13 protein-coding genes are annotated in these 18,854 nt (G+C 44.5%); 3 read left to right on the plus strand and 10 right to left on the minus strand.

Annotation, left to right across the window (positions count from 1 at the left end):
* Position 1: 1 nt before the first annotated feature.
* The 9 genes from ABWT76_RS26260 to ABWT76_RS26300 form a co-directional block, all read right to left on the minus strand.
* The gene (locus ABWT76_RS26260; protein ID WP_354635213.1) at positions 2-967 is read right to left on the minus strand and encodes a sulfotransferase; all 966 of its coding nucleotides are present in this window, start codon (positions 965-967) and stop codon (positions 2-4) included.
* Positions 967-3,276 carry a sulfatase-like hydrolase/transferase gene (locus ABWT76_RS26265; RefSeq protein ID WP_354635214.1) on the minus strand — a complete coding sequence of 770 codons (2,310 nt, stop codon included), beginning with the start codon at positions 3,274-3,276 and terminating at the stop codon, positions 967-969. Before ABWT76_RS26265 ends, ABWT76_RS26260 begins: the two co-directional genes overlap by 1 nt.
* A 10-nt stretch (positions 3,277-3,286) precedes the next feature.
* Complete coding sequence (locus ABWT76_RS26270; RefSeq protein ID WP_190879407.1) at positions 3,287-4,084, minus strand: glycosyltransferase family 92 protein; 798 nt, start codon at positions 4,082-4,084, stop codon at positions 3,287-3,289.
* A gap of 226 nt (positions 4,085-4,310) precedes the next feature.
* A complete protein-coding gene (locus tag ABWT76_RS26275) occupies positions 4,311-5,126 on the minus strand; it encodes a class I SAM-dependent methyltransferase (RefSeq protein ID WP_054467272.1) in 816 nt (271 codons plus the stop codon).
* A complete protein-coding gene (locus ABWT76_RS26280; protein ID WP_190879405.1) occupies positions 5,062-5,301 on the minus strand; it encodes a hypothetical protein in 240 nt (79 codons plus the stop codon). Before ABWT76_RS26280 ends, ABWT76_RS26275 begins: the two co-directional genes overlap by 65 nt.
* Positions 5,267-5,428, minus strand: a complete 162-nt coding sequence (locus tag ABWT76_RS26285; protein ID WP_190879403.1) for a hypothetical protein — start codon at positions 5,426-5,428, stop codon at positions 5,267-5,269. Before ABWT76_RS26285 ends, ABWT76_RS26280 begins: the two co-directional genes overlap by 35 nt.
* Before the next feature lie 196 nt (positions 5,429-5,624).
* Positions 5,625-5,969 carry a hypothetical protein gene (locus tag ABWT76_RS26290; RefSeq protein WP_054467276.1) on the minus strand — a complete coding sequence of 115 codons (345 nt, stop codon included), beginning with the start codon at positions 5,967-5,969 and terminating at the stop codon, positions 5,625-5,627.
* Between the two features lie 260 nt (positions 5,970-6,229).
* The gene (locus tag ABWT76_RS26295; protein ID WP_190879436.1) at positions 6,230-7,861 is read right to left on the minus strand and encodes an FAD-binding oxidoreductase; all 1,632 of its coding nucleotides are present in this window, start codon (positions 7,859-7,861) and stop codon (positions 6,230-6,232) included.
* A gap of 88 nt (positions 7,862-7,949) precedes the next feature.
* The gene (locus ABWT76_RS26300; protein WP_082348921.1) at positions 7,950-9,134 is read right to left on the minus strand and encodes an ATP-binding protein; all 1,185 of its coding nucleotides are present in this window, start codon (positions 9,132-9,134) and stop codon (positions 7,950-7,952) included.
* 1,218 nt (positions 9,135-10,352) lie between these two features.
* Between ABWT76_RS26300 and ABWT76_RS26305 the strand changes: the two genes are divergently transcribed.
* The 3 genes from ABWT76_RS26305 (at position 10,353) to ABWT76_RS26315 (ending at position 17,663) form a co-directional block, all read left to right on the plus strand.
* The gene (locus tag ABWT76_RS26305) at positions 10,353-11,984 is read left to right on the plus strand and encodes an Hsp70 family protein (protein WP_054467283.1); all 1,632 of its coding nucleotides are present in this window, start codon (positions 10,353-10,355) and stop codon (positions 11,982-11,984) included.
* A gap of 751 nt (positions 11,985-12,735) precedes the next feature.
* A complete protein-coding gene (locus ABWT76_RS26310; RefSeq protein ID WP_054467284.1) occupies positions 12,736-16,527 on the plus strand; it encodes a response regulator in 3,792 nt (1,263 codons plus the stop codon).
* A gap of 35 nt (positions 16,528-16,562) precedes the next feature.
* A complete protein-coding gene (locus tag ABWT76_RS26315; RefSeq protein ID WP_054467285.1) occupies positions 16,563-17,663 on the plus strand; it encodes a response regulator in 1,101 nt (366 codons plus the stop codon).
* A gap of 164 nt (positions 17,664-17,827) precedes the next feature.
* Here ABWT76_RS26315 and ABWT76_RS26320 read toward each other — a convergent pair whose 3' ends face one another.
* Positions 17,828-18,850 (minus strand): PstS family phosphate ABC transporter substrate-binding protein, encoded by a 1,023-nt coding sequence (locus ABWT76_RS26320; RefSeq protein WP_054467287.1) that lies wholly within the window; start codon positions 18,848-18,850, stop codon positions 17,828-17,830.
* Between the last annotated feature and the right edge of the window lie 4 nt (positions 18,851-18,854).

Here is an 18,854-nt window from a genome sequence, read left to right on the forward strand (position 1 = left end):
ATCAGCCTCCTGACGATGAGTTTAAGTTGGTGCGAATAAGAGCGAGCCAATCGCGCGATTTTTTTAATTGAGAATGAATGTTTTGTAAGCGTTCTGGAAATTCTAGCAACTCTGGAACCGAGTTGGAGGGCAGGTAAAAACTCAATTTATTTTCCCTGTTGTCTTGTTGCTGAAACTCGGCAGTAATCCCGTAGCCAAACTTTCTGAGTGCTGTTCCTCCCACCTGATGCAAAAGTTCTAAAGTAGGCATATCTTCATTGCGCCACCGTCCGATACTATCAGGAGGAGAAACTTCATCCTTGGTAATTGCTTCAGCATTGCCTTGAAGACCGAAAAACTCAAAAATCTGAAAAATAGTTGCTACGGGAGCCGTACATAAATCCTCAAAGCGAATCCGCAGATATTGACCGGGCAGATTTTTCTCCCCATATTCTGCCACCAAAAAATTGATGCGACTCCACAAGGCGATCGATTGGACGGGACTAGACCATTGCTCCTGCTCCGTAGAAGACAAAAACAGGCTGCCATGTTTACGAAGCTGATTTTGATTTTTTGAATAAGCCATATCTCGCCCGTCCCGAATTATATGCAGGAACTTCATCCGGGGGAACAGGTGATGAAAAAAAGGAAACAAATACATACTACGACCATTTTTCCATCCCCACGGCTGGGGTTCTTCCGCCTGGAAGTCTTCTAAATATTTGCTCAAAGGGGCTTCCAAATTGTGAATCATTTCTCTTTCGATCTCCCTTGAGTCACTAAAGCAAGTTCGAGAGATAAAGGGGTTGATCCAATCGTCTAAGTAACTCTGAAAATACATCGCGTCTTCAGCCCTATTTAAATTCGTGCCAACATACATCCCGCCAGCACGCAAAATTCTCGTCACCACGCGAGTACCAGAACCGCCCGTAGCGCCCACCAAATTTGGCCCCAAGGGGGGAAGTTTTAGCTGCAATTGCTTTGTCATTAGATTTCGGATTGAACTTGGGATTGTTTAATTCGCTCTAAAATTCGGTAACGAAGTTCGGCAGAAATTTTCATCATATCCGAGCGACCAGCCAAGTTCGTCGTTTCTTGGGGGTCATTTTCGAGGTCAAACAGGAGATAGACCCTGCCTTGTTTGTTGAGGGCTACTTTCCAACGACTCTGGAGTAGCATTACCTCTTGTCTAATTTCCGAAAGCGCATCTTCCCGATGTAATTGATTCGTATCTCTCAAAACCGGCACGAGGGATTTGCCAAATTGCGGGTAGTCTAAGGTTCCCCCAGCCAATGCTACTAGGGTAGGCCCCACATCCAGCAATTCTACTGGGTGGGGATAAACAGAACCGGCAACGCTTTCCAAGGTTTCTGGGGTGCGAATCAACAGGGGAACTTGCACCGATCCCTTCATAAAGTTGCTCTTGTAGGTCAAACCGCAGTCCCCATTCATCTCCCCGTGGTCAGAAATATAAACAATAATTGTATTTTCCAACTCTCCCCGTCTTTGGATAACCCCGAGGATTTCACCAATTTGGTCGTCGATCAAAGTCACATTGCCTGCGTAATTCCCACGCATTTGAGGCGGATCGGACTTCTCCAAAACCACTCGAGGATTGGCAATTTGTTCGTCGAACCAACCAGTGGGCCGGTTTGGTTCCATAGTGGGAATCGGTGCGGGGACGGGCATATCAGCAGGATCGTACAGGGTGGCGTAAGGCTCCGGCGCGTCCCAAGGTTCGTGGGGACCGGGGAAACTCACCCAGCAAAACCAAGGCTCCTCGCCACTATAGCTTTCTAAATAGTGGCAGGCTTGGCGAGCGACCCACACATCGTAGTAGTAGTATAAGCCTAAAGGGGAGGGACGGACCATTTGCGGGCAGAAGCGAAAGCGTTCGGCAAAGTCATCTTTGTAGGCTTGCCACAGACCTGCCGCTTCCCATTCATCGGTCATCTGGCTGCGGATCGAAGTGTTACCCCAGGGGCCTGATACTTCGATCGCCTTGTCAAAACCGTAGGCGTCCAGGAGTGGAAGGCCATCGCGCAGGTCGCTTTTTTGCGAGTGCCAGTGAGTCTTGCCAAAGAGCGCCGTGCGATAGCCTTGGGCGCGAATGACCTGCATCCAGGTGCGGCTATCCGGCGATAAGGTGTGGTTGCAGTTAGCCCAGATGCCCGTATTGTGAGGATACCAGCCCGTCGCCAGACTGAGGCGGGTGGGGATGCAGACTGGGGAGGTGGTAATGCAGTTACTAAAGCGGATGCCTTCTGCCGCAAGGCGATCGAGGTTCGGCGTGCGAACCCAACCGCCGCTACAACCCATCGCATCCTCGCGATGTTGGTCGCTCATCAGCAGTAGGATGTTGGGTTTTTTGCGTTTGGGTTTAGGCGAGTTGGGAATTTCTAGCCTTTGCCAGGGGGCAATTTCCGTGCGAATTTGCTCTGGCGATACTTCGGATAGGGCAGCTAATTTCTGACAAAGTTCTTGTTTGGCTTGGATGGGGTCGGGGTTATTGACCGACTCGCTGCCAGAATCCCAATTATCAGTATCCCAATTAAATTCCCTACCTAGATATTGTTCTAACTGGCGGTTATGGGGTCGAAAATACTCTGAGAGGGCGGCTTTAATCCCTCGGTCTATTTGACCGTAGTTGCCAGCCATATATCGGCGGTATTCCGGTAGTTCATACTCGGGCAATTCCAAAAATTTAAAGACCTGACTAACAATGGCTGCTGGATGGGCAAATAAGTCTTCGCTCTTTAAAATTAAAAATTGCTTTTGAGGAAACCAATCGAACCAGCGTTGCAGTTGTTCTCGGTAGAGTCCGCGACTGAGATAGCTATACCTTCGATGAGCGATGCTGTAATAGCTGGGGTCGGATTCGAGTTTAGCCAGTTCCAGGTCAACGCGATCGCTTTCTTTGGCGATCGCCTCTGCCAAGGAAAGATATTCGTTCCCTCGACTCAGTTCCATGTAGTAGTGGGAAATCGCTCGCTCCACTGGATTTCTCAGCAAAACGATGAGTTTAGTTTCGGGAAAAAGGCGATAGAGTCGTTGGGGGACATGAGGATGAAAAATATAGTAAGGACTGGCTTCTCCTGTGATCAAATTTTTGTCGTAGTCAATGGAAGGAAATTGTTTTAAATACCAATCCACTTGTTTTTCAAAAGAATTATTAAAAAACTGAATCTCTTTTTGTTTCGCCGGGACAACTTGAGGATGGGCCGTCAAATAATTATAGAGTGAAGTGGTGCCACATTTTTGGGCGCCGATAATCATAAAATTGGGGATATTTTTCATCTGTATAAGCTCAAATATTTTGTAATTTATTTTGGAAAGGTTGCTTCAACTGGGGCAGAAATCTTTGAATGGTTAAATCTTCCTCAACTGCATTGCGATCGTGTCTTTCAAAAAAATCTCCTGTATATCGAGCGAAGTTAAAGAGAGCCGATCCTCTGCTCCTTTTAGCGATAAACTCTTCCCTGGAACGAATGATATAGTGATTTATCCTAATTTTTTGCCACGAACTCGTTAAGGTTTGGTGGTCTCTTGGTCCTACCTGTGTAAAGGCAATCTTGTTTTCGGTAACTGGTTTGAGTTTTCTGCCGGTAAAATATAAAAAATTATGAGGGGTTATACAGGCTTGGACGCAACTCGGTTTCACAATAGATTTGAAAGTTCGACTTGTTGCACAGCTAGAGTTGGCGCGGTGTGTATAGTTTTCGATTGTCAACCCTTTTGGTTTAGTTTGATGTCCAGAACTGCCAAAGCAACACCAGTTCACCAGCAAACCCGGGTATTCAAGATAATCATCCAGGATGGTTTTTAAGTTATCCTCATTAGTGGGAAATAAAAATTCATCGATATCGATAAAAGCAATCCATTCCGATTCAGATCCATAATATTCCAGACAGTGGTTATAGGCATTATTAACCTGTCTCATTGATGTAGGACAATGTTCCAGAACTACTTCACCCGAACGAATATAAGGCTGTAATAACTCTACTGTATTATCTGTACTTTCGTTGTTATATAGATAAAATCGTTCTACTCCGACAAGTTTATAAAATTCTATCCACTCTCTCAAATAGGGAGCTTCATTTTTCATAATCGCACCGATGCTCAGATAATGTTTTTTGCGATCGGACGATAGCAGAGTCTTGGTGGCTTCTTTAGTGGTTGAGATGGGTCCCAGTTTTGATTGGACTTGCGTCAACCAAGAGTGCGATCGCTCTAAATCTGATTTTACTTGTTCTAGGCTTTTGGATAGCATCGTGAGTCTTGTTCGTTACCCGTTGATTTATGTGCTAACTTCTTTATAAGAGCATTTTAGATTATGATATCCAATTTATTTTGGGCGGTGGAATTATCATTACAGGCGAGCCTAAAAACTCCTTTTGAATAAGGTTAGAAATAGATTCCCTTAATGCAGACATATATCCCTCAGCATGGGAAGAATGAGTTAACAGCATTTTATTCCATCCTATAAAAAAAGCTTTAAGGTCTGGATTATCTTTGAAGAGAAATCTATGAAAACCTTCTGAAACACCCGGTCTCCCTGCATGAAAATAGTCATCTAAAATAATCACACCTCCTTTTTCTAAGCAATTGTAGGCATTTCTTAGGTCAATTTCAGTTGCCTCACTGGTATGACAACCGTCAACGCTAAAAATCCGCATTTTTTTTCCCTTTACTTTATTGAGGTAATCTTGGGACGTACATTTTTCTGAGTTTACCTGCAATATTTTTATAGAATCTAATTGGCCGGGTAAATATTTTCTGATGTTGTCTAAAAAAATATTATAATCACCTATTACACCGTCGTAATCTGGTTTGGGAGACGCAAAAATATCAACAGCTAAAGCTAATTCACCAGGCTTACACAGAGAGCTAAGAGGTATAAAGCTTTTCCCACGAGATATTCCTATTTCCGCTAAGTTGCCTCTGATTCCGTGTTTTTCCTGATAATAATTTATGCAAAAATAGACCGGAACATAATTTCGATGAAACGATCCCTGAATTTTCTCAAAATCCTCCATATACTTGGAGATTTCCGATATCGGATCTATCGGTTGTAAATTTGCTCTAATTTCTGCTAATCGAAGCTGCGATCGCTCTAAGTCGGCCTGAATTTCTTCTATCTTTGCCACAGCGTAATTCTCCTTTGGGATTAGATTTTTGGTTTTTAATATACTCTAAAAAAGCTTTGATTTGGGAGAGTCGGGAATGCGATCGCTCTAATTCTACCTGAACTTCTTGCAGTCTTTTTTCTCCAGGGGAAATGCAAGATTTATTCCAGAGAGGCGATCGCTCTAGCTTTACCATCTAACTGTCGATATGTCAAGGTATTTTCTGGCGTTTCCCCATTTGCCAGAAAAGTATAGGCGATGCGATCGGGCTGACGAGATGCCCGCTCTCGGAGTAAACTAACTAATGTGGTGCGATCGCTCATATTATCCTCCTATTGTTCGGCAATTTTTTCTCTCACCCAAGGGCGAAATGCTTTCATAGTCTTATTGCGTCCTGAAATCTTACTCCGTTCTGGATACTCAGGAATCACCTCACCCACAGGCAACCCTTTAACGCCCGATCATAATTAAATCGGGTGCGGGAGGCAATAGGCGATCGCCCCTACTAATCCCTGACAGCTAAAAAGGGTTTTCGACCCCCGACGGGTGTAGTCTATTGAGAACTTCCAGTAAACCAACCGTTCCCACAAAAAAAGTGTACAACGCTGACTTCAGGGGATTTTTCCCTTGGGATTTCGCAGCAAATCCGGCAATTATGGCTTCAATAAAATGACTGATGAGAGCAAATTGGGCAAGGATAATCACCCATTTAAATGTGTCCATTTTCAATATATCAGGTGGAGATTGATCTATAAAATTGCTAGTTAAATTCCAGGCTTCTAAAATAATTGCCCCACTAATTAGCAGGGTGGAAATTATCTTTATTGTTGGCAGCAAAATGGGGGCGATCGCAGTCCATTTCATGTTAGCTATTCCTCCTGACAATTATTCATTATTCATTATTCATTATCCATTATCCATTAGGTGCGTTACGGCGGATACGATGTAGTTAAATAACAGATAATTAATTTGAACCACAGAGGCACAGAGGTTCACAGAGGTGAACACTGATAGGTGCGTTACGGCGGGAATCAAGGTTAGTTGTTTTTTGCTTAGGTTATTTGCCCGCCTAACGCACCCTCCTTACTTCCGCTTTCCGCGTGAACGAATCGCACAATCAATTATCAATTATCAATTGTGTCCAAGCCTGAACCATAAGTCCAAGCATCGATCCGTCTTCGCCATTCATACTGTTGGGAAAGGGGCAAACGGTTGACCCAGGAATTTATTGCTTGACCGACCGGACATAAAGCTGTATAAATTCCTAGGTTAATATAATGTTGCATCCAGTTGACTAAAGGCGGTAGTCCAACTTGGGGAATAATTTTGAATACTAATCCCGGTTGGGTAATAGACGTTTTCCATAAGGTTTTCGACAGTCCGCTAAATTGAACTACATCTTGTAAAAAAGGTTTGAGCACCGGATCTCCCAGGTCAGCCATTCCTTGAAATACTCCAGAAAGTAACTGGTTAATTTGATTCGGGGCAATTTTTTGTTCCACCGGCACCATCATCGCCCGTTGAAATAACCATGTTACGGAAAGATTGGGTTGGTAGGGCATTAATTCCCCTAGGGACTTTTGAGAAAGCAAATCGTTTTTTAGAGCATCATTGATTCCCTGGCTAAGACGTTTTAAGTGACGCAACATTGCGCCAAATCCGCCAAAACTCAACGGAGATTGTGCGCCACTACTATCCCCGACAAACAGTAACCGATCCCAGGGCGATCGCAGGGGACTTTGGCGATAGGAGGGGAAAAATCCAAACAAGGCGCGGACAAATTCCAGTTGATCTAAGGAAACATTTTGGTACTCTGGCAATAGGCGAAAATAGTCTTCAAATAAATCCGCCAAGGTGATTCGTTTGGGGTCAGCGTCGAGATAAGTAAATAAATAAGTGGTTCGCCCATCTTTGGCGGGGAATGCTTCCCAAAAATACTGGCATTGATGGGCGATCGGGGTAAACGATACCATTAAATCCCCGGTATCATTCCGACTAAACCCTTTGGCACAAGTGCCGACGACTAAACAAACGCCATCGGGTTTTTGCCCTTGGCGTACTTGCCGGACAATAGGGGAAAAATGTCCCATGACATCAAGGATTAAGCGGCTGGTAAAAGTTTTGCCGAGAGGATTTTCGGCTTTTTTCGCGAAGTACGCCGATCCCCCAGCCCCTCCAGCCCCTGACGGTTGCCCTGGGGAAACCGTTGCTTGGACGAGTACGCCATTAGGATGAATCACGGCACCGGAAAAAGCGGTTTGGGTAAAAAGTTGACCGCCCGCAGCCAGAAAGCGAGATTTAAGGGCTTCTAGGAGATAGACCGGATCTACCCCCAGGTTGAGGATATCTCTGACCCAAAATTCTGGGCTATCGGTAAATTTAATCCGGGCAGGGTTATATTCACTGGCGATCGCCTCTGCCAGTTCTTGATCGGTGAGCAGGCTGAGTTCTGACAACACTGTTAACTCTTGGCGAGAGATATTCCATTCTTGATCTCGTCCCCGCAACTCTCCCCGTTCCAGCAGGGCGACTCGCCAACCTTGTACCGCCAAAGCGGTGCCAATAAAAATCCCTAAAGTGCCTCCACAAATCACCACATCCCACTCTACAGAGTCTAGGGGTTCTGGGGCTTGATGGATCGCCCCCTGACTAGGGGAGGAATTTTCCCGAAGCGATCGCCACAAATTATCAGCCCGTTGCAGTCCGGCGAATACATTACCGGGGAGTTGACCGAGAATTTTTTCTGTGAGGGTCATAAATCTTGACATTTGTCTTATGTTAATTGCAAGTTACCAGAACGAATAAGCAATAACAAATCACCAAGGTTATATCAGGTTATATTTTTTAATGATTAACGGTTGATAGGGGATGATTTTCCTTGATGACAGTTGATGAATTAACTGAATTAACTGAATTAACTAAACTTTCTCTTTGGGTTTCTGATTGGGGCAACCGAATCAAAAAAGTTGTGCCGGCGGAATTAGATGTAAAGGAAATATCCCCACCATGAGCATTAATAATTGAACGGACGATCGCGGTTCCCAAGCCAGTCCCCCCGCGTTTACCATAAGTGACAAATGCATCAAATAAGCGATCTTGAATTTCCGGGGGAATTCCCGGCCCATTATCGGTAATTTTTAAACTAACCCATTGATTTTCTTCGCTGGCAGTAACTTCAATTATACCTCCTTTACCGTCAAAAGCATCTACCGCATTGACGATTAAATTTTGCAACACCCGGATTAATTTATTTTCATCTGCCCACAAAACAATTTCATCAACTCCAGCCACCACAAAATCCACCTTGGCATCTTTTAAATAAATCCGATTCAGCCTTTCAAACTTGGCTAATATTTCCGATAAATTTACGGGTTTTTTTTGTAAGGTGGAAGTTCCCCGCGTAAATTCTAATAATTCTTCTGCCATGCCCAACATTCGGGTAACTTGGGTTTCAATTAAATAGCACCATTCCTGGGTTTCTTCATCATCTTGATGAATATCTCTAATCATAGAACTGGATAACTGAATTCCCGTAAAAGGGCTTTTAAAATCATGGACAATGGCGTTGACCATTTCTCCAATTAACGCCATTTTTTGTTTGTGCATAATTTCATGCACATATTGATCGGTGGTAATCCGCAGATATTGAATAACGTGAGAAAATAATTTCATCACTACATTACCGGGGGTTCGCTCCAAAATATTCATGAGTTGATCGCAGGGTATTTTGGCCAATACAGTTTCACCTCTACAAATAGCCCTAGCACTCCGAGGTTGTCCATCTAGTACCCCAAATTCACCAAAAAAATCGTTGGGATGCGACCAAGCAATCGTTTGGTACTGATTTGGTCCAAGGGATTTGCTAAATTCGACTTCACCCGCTAATACCAGGTATAAGCTATCTGGGATTTCATTTTCTTCAAAAACTAGCATTCCATCTTGAAAGCTTCTTACCGTAGCGACCTGACAAAGTTCGGTAGCTTGTTCTTCTTGAAAATACAAAATAAATCTATGTGATTTTAAGTCCATGTCCCATATCCCCAATTGAACTTTTGATTTGACAGTGATTCGGCGATCGCCCGCCCCCAATTAGTTGGTCAAGTCAGCGGTTAAGGTTTGAATATTCAGAGATCGGTCACTTGCCGACAAAACCGATTAAACCTGAGAGAATAGGCAGAGAATAGGCGATGAAAAAAACCTTTTGCCTTACAAGTGACTAAAGCGGAGATAGCTGATCGCCTATCAATGTGACATCAGATCCCTAGATCTAAACTCTCTAAACTCTCTGAACTCTCTGAACTCTCTGAACTCTCTGAACTCTCTGAACTCTCTGAACTCTCTGAACTCTCTCAAATCTAAAGATATCTCGATTTTGACCTGATAGATCGTATTATTGCACCGTTCCCTAGAAGAGTGAAGTTAACGCTTCTGGGGATTTTTTTCTGAGGATTCTCCCTGGGGCTCCTCAATGTCTGGAGCGATCGCACCGATTACAGACTTGACCCCAAGCCGATCACTTCAGAATGATTAATAGACAATTCTGGACTGATAGACCGGGATTGTGGATCCCCAACCGATGGCGGTCGATCCCCCCAACCGATGGCGGATCCACCGCCATAGGCTTTGCACGAATTTTGCCAAAATTGTCTAATTTTTTCTCTTACAGCGGTTATCATAAATTTTTGATAAATTTTTGATAACTCTAATTTTATAGCCATCTAATTTTAGGATTCTCTGTCGCCTCAATTGTGTTGATTTGACAAAGTTCCTCAGTAAAAATACAGAAATGGCTCTAGTAGTAATTTGCGTATTTTTATCGATGACATTTATCTCTGAGTACGGAGATAATTAGAATATAAAATAGAATCTTTTTGCCATTTTTTATGCTGGTATCTAGCCCCACTGATAAATCTGCCATTAAGATCAATGCTGTTGGCTCAGTAGTGATCTATTCTGCGTTTATTTTGACAACCATTTGTCTCAGCGCGATCGCCCTGGGAGTGGATCTCCAAGAAGCCCTCTGTAACGCTCCCTTACTGCCGCCACCCACTGCTGATGTGCTGCCGCACCACCGCTGAGGATGAGCGTGGGGTGCTTCTGGGTACTTCTGGGTGCAAGGGACAAACAACAAATAACCACCAACCACCAACAAATAACAAATAGCTCCATGACCTATATTCGCGGATGTCCACAGGCGATTAAAATAGATTCGGCATAAATTCGGCGCATAAGCTAGTAAAAAGAATCATGGCAGAAAACAATGCAGGCTACAATGCAGGCTACAATATTGGCCTTGATTTTGGCACCACGAACTCGATTATTTCTTATCTCGGCACTACAGGGGAGCTAGAAGCGTTTCAGTATGGAGGTCCGAATGGGCATAAATATATTCCGTCTTTTATTACTTACGAAGATAATTTTATCGAGATTGGCACCGCCGCCCGGACGACTGCCGCGAATCATCCGACGGTGGAAAGTTATGGCAATTTTAAGATGCGGTTGCCCATCGTGGAGCCAGAGTTGTTGACATTGAGCGATCGCGCCGACTCAAATCGGACTGCGGTCAGCGTCACCTCAGATTATCTGCGGGAATTGTTGATTTCCCCAGAAAATCCCTACAGTTTTATGACCCAACAAGGGAGGATCGCCCGTTTAGTGGTGTCTGTCCCGGAAATTTGGCAACGGGATATTTACAACCGAGGTCGAGAATCTTTGCAAAAATTGATTCAAGATTTAGGATTGCCGTTAACTCAATTAGTCAGCGAACCTGTAGCGGCAGCGGCTTATTATACCTGGGAAATGCACCGACGGGCGATCGCTCAGAATCGCGATCTGTTCACCGGCAATTTACTGGTTTGTGACATGGGAGGCGGCACGTTTGATGTGAGTCTTTGTCGCATTTATGGCAACAATAAAGTGGAAGTGCTTTATTTCGATGGTCAAGGCGATCGCGGACTAGAATCGGCGGGGGTGGCTTTCGATCGCCGTTGCGTCCAACAAGCTTATAGGGAAAAACATGGGGTCACATTAGATGAAAATAGTCCCGAATTTATGCGCTTATTAGCGGAGTTTGAAGCGGTAAAAATTGGCTCTCATGGACGAGTTACCCGCAAACTGCTGAACTGCCTGAAAGCCCCGGATATTTACGACTCACAAGTGATTTATGTCTTTGGCGGCGGTTATTCCGTCACTTATGCTCAGGTGACGGAAGCATTTGCGGCGATCGCCCAGGGAATTGAAGCGGTAATTCACCGGCTGAACCATTGGTTTACCCAACAAAATCAAACCATTGACCGACTATTTTTAGTTGGGGGATTTTCTCAATTTTTATTAGTGGAAAAAACTATTCGCAATGCCCTGGGAATTTCTCAAGAAGACGAGCGCTTTGACCGCAATTTTAATATTACCAATAGTGCTTATGCTATTTCTTATGGTGCTTGTTTAATTGCCAATGGTTTAGTCGATCCCACGGAAAAATATGTGCATAGTCTGGGAATTGTCGTCGATACGATTAACTCGGAAGCAGAACGAGAGGAGCGATATATTACCCTAGTGCAAGGGGGCAGAAATTTAACGGAATTAGCTCAACCCCAGTTTGCCGATATTCCGCCGTTATTTACTTTCCATGATGAACCCTTGACCTTGACCCTTTGGGTCGATCCTCAGTCTAAAGGCACTCGGTTTAAAGATATGTTGCCGGATATTATCAAATTACCCAGTTCTAGCCCTAACGATCAATGGCGAGTGGGCATGAGGGTGGATCGATCGCAAATTTGTTATTTGGTGATTGCCGATATGTTAGGGAAAAAACGGGTGGAATATGAGCTAGGAAATGCGATCGCGAAAATGTTTCCCGGTTTTGTCTTAATTGAATCTTAGGCTCCCTGATAGATCCCCGATCGTTTAAGCGATCGCTGTTTAATTTGGCCGATTAATTTTACCGATTAATTTTGCCGATTAATTTTGCCGATTAATTTTACCGATTAATTTGGCCGATTTATTGTGCCAAGCATTTTTCATCTAATTTTTACGGAGAATAGCGGTAAGACAGAGATTAAAACCGTATAAATACTGATGTTATCGGCATAGTTAATCGTATATAATGATAGTAAATCACTATCTTGGAAAGGCTCTTTAAACCGGGTCATATTTGGAAATAAACCCGGAGAAAATTTGCCGTGAGTTATTGCCGTGAGTTATTGCCGTGAGTTATTGCCGTGAGTTATTGCCGTGAGTTATTGCCGTGAGTTATTGCCGTGAGTTATTGCCGTGAGTTATTGCCGTGAGTTATTGCCGTGAGTTATTGCCCTGAGTTATTGCCGTGAGTTATTGCCGTGAGTTATTGCCGTGAGTTATTGCCGTGAGTTATTGCCGTGAGTTATTGCCGTGAGTTATTGCCGTGAGTTATTGCCGTGAGTTATTGCCGTGAGTTATTGCCGTGAGTTATTGCCGTGAGTTATTGCCGTGAGTTATTGCCGTGAGTTATTGCCGTGAGCTATTGCCGTGAGTTATTGCCGTGAGTTATTGCCGTGAGTTATTGCCGTGAGTTATTGCCGTGAGTTATTGCCGTGAGTTGTCAGATCGGAATAGAGACTAATTTTCAGAAAATGATTCTGTGGGTAAACAATAAATGTTCAGGGATTATTTGCATTTCATTGGCCAGATAGGAGGAAACAACATTCTCCATCAAGGGGAATATCAGCCTTTTTTGGTCGTTCTTTCGATCTCGATCGCCATTTTTACGTCATATATGGCGTTTTTAATGGGTCAGTTTGCGGAGCAAGTTGCCAGTCAGCGGGTTCGCCAGACACTTCTTTCCCTGAGTGGATTAGCCTTGGGGGTGGGCATCTGGGCAATGCACTTCATTGGTATGGTGGGGTTTCATTTGTCCTGTAGCACCAGCTATAACCCTTGGATCACTATCCTGTCAATGGTGCCCAGCGTAGGGGCCAGCATCTACACCATGCATTTCATCGCCCATCCCCAACCCAGTTTGCCAGTAATACTGGCTGGAGGGGTCTTGGTGGGACTGGGGATTGGGACGATGCACTATTCAGGGATGGCAGCAATCCAGTTAGATGGCTGGATTCGCTATAATCCCGTGCTGTTTTCTGTCTCAATTCTCGTGGCCATCATTTTGGCGACGATCTCCCTCTGGTTTCGTTTCTACATCAACAAAATCTTTGGCGAAATTGGGGGCTATGCCTTAGCCAGTTCAGCAGTGGTCATGGGTTTGGCGACATCGGGGATGCACTATATCGCCATGACCGCCACCCAGTTCTTCTGTAATCCGTTCAGCACGATGCCTGATTCTGGGGTGGGACTGAATGCGATCGCCATTGGTGTCACCGTGGCAACCACCTTGCTGACGGGAATCATCATGCTGGTGGTATTGCGGGAAACCACTTGGCAAAAAAATCAGAACCAGATTCTGGCACAAACAGAAGCTTGGTATCGTGGGATCATTAAATATGCCCCGGATGGGATGCTGGTGATTAACTCGCGGGGGCAGATTATCCTGACTAACCCGGTACTCGATGTCATGTTTGGCTATCAGTCCAACGAACTGCTGGGGCAGTCGTGGGAAATCCTGAGTTTGACCGATAGTTCTGGCGGACTGCTTGACTTGGGGGATTACTTCCAAGCCAAAGGGCAGGTTTGTCCCCTCAACGATCGCAACTTAGAGTTACAGGGTCAGCGTCAAGATGGGACAAAGTTTCCCATCGAAGTCGCATTAGTCCGTTTGCCGGAACTAGGGGATCGTGGCATCAGTGTCTTTGCCTCGGTACGGGATGTCACCAGCCGCAAACAAACGGAATCGGCAATTATCCGCCAGCGCGAACAATTGCAGTGGATCTTGGATAAAGCCCCCACAGGAGTTGCCATCACGGTGGACAACATTACTCGCTTTGCTAACCCGTGCATAGGCACCCTAGTGGATCTCAAAGTTGGCGACAACCCAGAAAAAATCTATGCAGATAAATTCGATCGCCTTTATATGCTCCAACAACTAGGCCGTTATGGGGTATTTGAGGGGGGTACTTATAAAATGTATGGACCCGATGGCAAAATTCGGGACATTATGGCTACTTTTATCGCCACGGAATATGAAGGCAAGCCCGGAGTCTTAGGTTGGCTAACGGATATCAGTAAAATTAAAGCCGCCGAAGCAGAAATGCGACGGGCTAAAGAATTGGCCGAAGAAACCACCCGAATTAAATCGGACTTTCTCGCGAATATGAGCCATGAAATTCGTACTCCCATGAATGCCATTATCGGCATGACCCATCTGGCTTTGAAAACTGATTTAACTCCCCGCCAGCAAGAATATTTAAAAAAAATCCAAACCTCTAGTCAACATTTATTAGGAGTGATCAATGATATTCTCGATTTCTCCAAAATCGAAGCCGGGAAACTGAAGATTGAACAGATCGATTTTGATCTGGAAAAGGTCTTAGAAAATGTGGCGACCCTGATTACGGAAAAAGCAACAGCTAAGGGACTAGAACTGCTCTTTGATATTGAGCCAAATTTGCCCAGAAATTTTATCGGCGATCCCTTACGTATGGGGCAAATTCTGATTAACTATGCCAATAACGCCGTTAAGTTCACGGAAAAAGGAGAAATCACCATCACTGTCAAGCTGAAAGAATACCGAGATCGCGATGTGGTGCTGTACCTGGGAGTCAAAGACACCGGAATTGGCTTGACCGAAGAGCATCAGGGCACATTGTTCCAAAGTTTCCAACAGGCGGATACTTCCACCACCCGGAAGTTCGGTGGCACCGGGCTGGGACTGGCCATCTGTAAGCGGATTGCGGCACTGATGGGGGGTGAAGTGGGGGTGGAAAGCGAATATGGAAAAGGCAGCACTTTCTGGTGTACTGTTTGTTTGCAGAAAAGCACCTTACCGCCACGGCGAATGGTACTGAGTCGAGATATTCAAGGCAAACGGGTCTTAGTGGTTGATGACAACGAAAATGCCCGACTGATTATGAAGGATCTCCTGGAACAGATGAAATTTGATGTGGATCTGGTGAGTTCCGGTCAGGAAGCTTTGGATGCGGTCGCTGCGGCTGATACCTTCGATCGTCCTTATGAGATTGTTTTTCTGGACTGGCAAATGCCATTTATGGACGGGCTGGAAGTTGCCCGCCGAATCAAAAAAATTTCCTTGAAACATAAACCGCATCATTTGATTGTCACCGCTTACGGAAGAGAGGAAGTTTTCCAAGAAGCAGAATCAACGGGCATCGCCGATGTTTTGGTCAAGCCAGTCAATGCTTCTATTGTGTTTGACAGTCTAGCGAGATTACTCGGTGAAACGGGAGAAAATGTGGCCAATAGCAATTATGAACCGCCGAGTCTGCTGGCCGATCGCCTCAAAACCATCCAAGGGGCAAAGATTCTATTAGTAGAAGACAACGAGGTGAATCAGGAAGTGGCCATAGAGTTATTACAGGATGCCGGATTTGTGGTTGATTTGGCCGAAAACGGGCGGATTGCGCTGGCAAAAGTCAAAACTGATGATTACGATCTGGTGCTGATGGATATGCAGATGCCGGAAATGGATGGGATTTCCGCTACCATTCAGCTTCGCCAAGATCCTGATTACCAAACTTTGCCGATTGTGGCCATGACCGCGAATGTGATGCAAGGCGATCGCGATCGCTGTTTAAGCGCCGGGATGAACGATCATGTGGCCAAACCCATTGAACCGGAGGATCTCTGGAATACTTTGCTCAAATGGATTCCACCCCAGTCCTCCAAGAGGGAATCAGCAGAAACTCCTGTCCCGGCGATCGCCAAGCCCGAAAATCCGGTGACTATTCCTACAGATATTCCGGGTCTGAATATATGCGAAGGGCTGCGCCGGGTCTTGGGCAAAAAATCACTTTATCTGTCAATGTTACGCAAATTTGTATCGGGACAGAAAAACTTTGCCCAGCAATTTATCCAAGCTTGGGAAGTTGGTGACTACAAACTAGCAGAAAGATTAGCCCATACATTGCGTGGAGTAGCGGGCAACATTGGAGCCGCAGAAATCCAAGCCGCAGCCTCAACTTTAGAAACTGCGGTTAAAAACGAGGTTTCTCCTGGGGAAATCGAAGCATTTTTGCTGGCATTGCGTCAACCTCTGGAAACATTGATTGACCAATTAGAAATTAAACTGGCACCGGAAGTCGTGACTGCTACCGTCGATATAGATTTGGCTAAATTGACAGAAGTCTGCCATCAACTTTCTCACCTCTTGCTCGAAAATGATGCGGAGGCTGCCGAAGTTTTACAAGATAATACGGATTTACTTAAAAATGCTTTTCCCCAGGGTTATAGTGCGATTGCGGATGCGGTAAATTCATTTGATTTTGATGCAGCCCATGCCGCGTTATTGTTGGCTAGGGAAACTTTTAATATCTCTTAAGGTTAATAAATCAAATAACTAAACAGGGTATCTATATGGAAACTACTCAAAATACGCAAGAAAAAAAGACGATTCTGGTGGTGGATGATACCCCAGATAATCTGGCTTTTATTAGCGGATTACTCAAGGATACTTTTCGGGTTAAAGTTGCGAATAACGGCGAAAAAGGATTGGCGATCGCCCAGTCCGACAATCCCCCAGATTTAATCCTGCTGGATATTATGATGCCAGGGATGGATGGCTATGAAGTCTGTCGCCAACTCAAGGCGAATGTGCGATCGCGAGAAATTCCCGTGATTTTTCTCACCGCCAAATCAGAAATCGAAGACGAACGGAAAGGTCTGGAATTAGGATCCGCCGACTATATCACCAAACCCGTGAGTCCTCCCATCCTCCTAGCCCGGGTCAACACCCAACTCACCCTAAAAGCTTCTCTGGACAATTTGCGAGACTTACTTCAATTTCGCGAAGACATGGTAAACATGATCGTCCACGATTTGCGAAATCCCATTTCCATGATACTTCCCACCGTCGATTTACTACTGACATATCCTAACCTAGCCCCGGAAAAACGGCAGAAAAGTCTAGAAAGAATTTTCTATGGAGCACAACAACTGCGGCGTTTAGTAGATGATTTGCTCCTGAGAGCCAAGTTAGAGGCGAATAAGTTGGTTTTAGATTACCAAGATGTAGATATCTGTGAAATTTGTGCATCAGCAGTAGCCGATTTAGAAGTCAGCGCCGCTGACAAGCATTTACAACTGATTATAAAAACCCCTGAAGTGAATGATCGTACCGTCAAAGTCGATCCCATGCTATTTCGGCGAGCCATTGATAATTTATTATCCAATGCCATTAAGTTTTCCCCACAAAACAGCGAAATCACTCTCTTGGTAGATTATCCAAAAGAACGAGGTGCAAAAGTTCAGGTGGCGGATTTAGGCCCAGGAGTCAATGAGAATTTACGGCAAGGTATTTTTGAAAAATACGAGATTGGCACTTTGATGAAAGGCGTGAGCCAAATCGGTTTAGGTTTAGCTTTTTGTAAACTGGTGGTTGATGCCCACGGGGGAAATATTACCGTCACAGATAATACTCCTAATGGCTCAATATTTACCATCGAAATTAACAATTAATTATTAATTTGTTGATATTCTGATATTAGGAATTACGCAAATCTGGCGATTAACGGCGATTAAACAACATAGGTAGGGTGGGCTTTCGCCCATCCTACCCGTAATATATCCGTGTAGGATTTAGGGAATCTATGAGTCCCCATCCCCCCTAGATAAAACTCGGCTTATCTCAGACTGACAAATCCGGCATTTCTAATTATTTCTTGACCTTGATCCGTCAACATAAACTGGGCATAAGTTTCCCCAGCAATTTGATCCAATTGGCCATTTTCTTTCACCACCACAAATAAACGACGACTCCAGGGATATGCCCCACTTCTAAATACGTTCACATTCACTTCATTCCGTCGATTGGGACATTGGGAAAGAGGGATAAACGGTTCTTGATAGGGGGCAACAAATTCACCAGGGTTTTTACCAATTGGTACAGTTTTTACCGTACATTGAGGCACCAGTAATGTAGAGGAAGACCAGTAAATTCCCCCCATATCTCTCGCTACCATTCTGATAGCTTCAGTGGTAGTCTCTGTTAAGATAGCGTAATTGGGATCGTCTCTACCTATTTTACCATAAGGCTGGATTTTTAAATCTGGGCCCCCAACTTCGCTCCAGTTAGTAATTTTACCCGCATAAATATCATCATGTTGTTGAATGGTTAAACCGGGAATTTCTAAACTGGGGTGAACTGCTACGGCAATTCCATCAATCCCCACTGCGATTTCTTTTATTTTAAAGCCTCGTTTTTCGGCAGTTTCATATTCATTTTTAGAAATCGGTCGGGAAGATAAAGCAAAAGCCAGTTCATTATTTAATAGCATAGAGATTCCCGTACCCGTACTGGGGGCTTCTCGGACGGGATCCGTATAACGCAGTTGAAATTGTGGCCAAACGATTTGAATTGCTGGGTCAATTTCTGCTCTAATGGGCGCCCAAGTGGTACTGCCACCATGACTAAATAATCCTTTGGGAACATTTTTCACTTGAGCAAAGGTTTCAGGATATTCTATAACTGTTTGATTGGGGGAATTATCGGCAGAATTGTCACCATTTTCTGACGAATTGTTGCCTCCAGTAATCGATTGGATGCCACCCGATCGCTGAAAAAAGAAAAATCCTATCCCCAGCAGGGTTAAGGTGATGACTAGGGTTAGGAGGAGAACTTTAGTTTCTTTTGGAGTGTTAGACATTGCT

The sequence above is a fragment of the Planktothricoides raciborskii GIHE-MW2 genome, from assembly GCF_040564635.1.
GTDB classification, from domain to species: domain Bacteria; phylum Cyanobacteriota; class Cyanobacteriia; order Cyanobacteriales; family Laspinemataceae; genus Planktothricoides; species Planktothricoides raciborskii.

Excerpts from the sequence above, each read along its gene's own strand:
- ABWT76_RS26260 (WP_354635213.1), bottom strand. The coding sequence starts at position 967 with ATGACAAAGCAATTGCAGCTAAAACTTCCCCCCTTGGGGCCAAATTTG.
- ABWT76_RS26265 (WP_354635214.1), bottom strand. The coding sequence starts at position 3,276 with ATGAAAAATATCCCCAATTTTATGATTATCGGCGCCCAAAAATGTGGC.
- ABWT76_RS26270 (WP_190879407.1), bottom strand. The coding sequence starts at position 4,084 with ATGAAAAATGAAGCTCCCTATTTGAGAGAGTGGATAGAATTTTATAAA.
- ABWT76_RS26280 (WP_190879405.1), bottom strand. The coding sequence starts at position 5,301 with ATGGTAAAGCTAGAGCGATCGCCTCTCTGGAATAAATCTTGCATTTCC.
- ABWT76_RS26285 (WP_190879403.1), bottom strand. The coding sequence starts at position 5,428 with ATGAGCGATCGCACCACATTAGTTAGTTTACTCCGAGAGCGGGCATCT.
- ABWT76_RS26290 (WP_054467276.1), bottom strand. The coding sequence starts at position 5,969 with ATGAAATGGACTGCGATCGCCCCCATTTTGCTGCCAACAATAAAGATA.
- ABWT76_RS26295 (WP_190879436.1), bottom strand. The coding sequence starts at position 7,861 with ATGACCCTCACAGAAAAAATTCTCGGTCAACTCCCCGGTAATGTATTC.
- ABWT76_RS26300 (WP_082348921.1), bottom strand. The coding sequence starts at position 9,134 with ATGGACTTAAAATCACATAGATTTATTTTGTATTTTCAAGAAGAACAA.
- ABWT76_RS26305 (WP_054467283.1), top strand. The coding sequence starts at position 10,353 with ATGGCAGAAAACAATGCAGGCTACAATGCAGGCTACAATATTGGCCTT.
- ABWT76_RS26310 (WP_054467284.1), top strand. The coding sequence starts at position 12,736 with ATGTTCAGGGATTATTTGCATTTCATTGGCCAGATAGGAGGAAACAAC.
- ABWT76_RS26315 (WP_054467285.1), top strand. The coding sequence starts at position 16,563 with ATGGAAACTACTCAAAATACGCAAGAAAAAAAGACGATTCTGGTGGTG.
- ABWT76_RS26320 (WP_054467287.1), bottom strand. The coding sequence starts at position 18,850 with ATGTCTAACACTCCAAAAGAAACTAAAGTTCTCCTCCTAACCCTAGTC.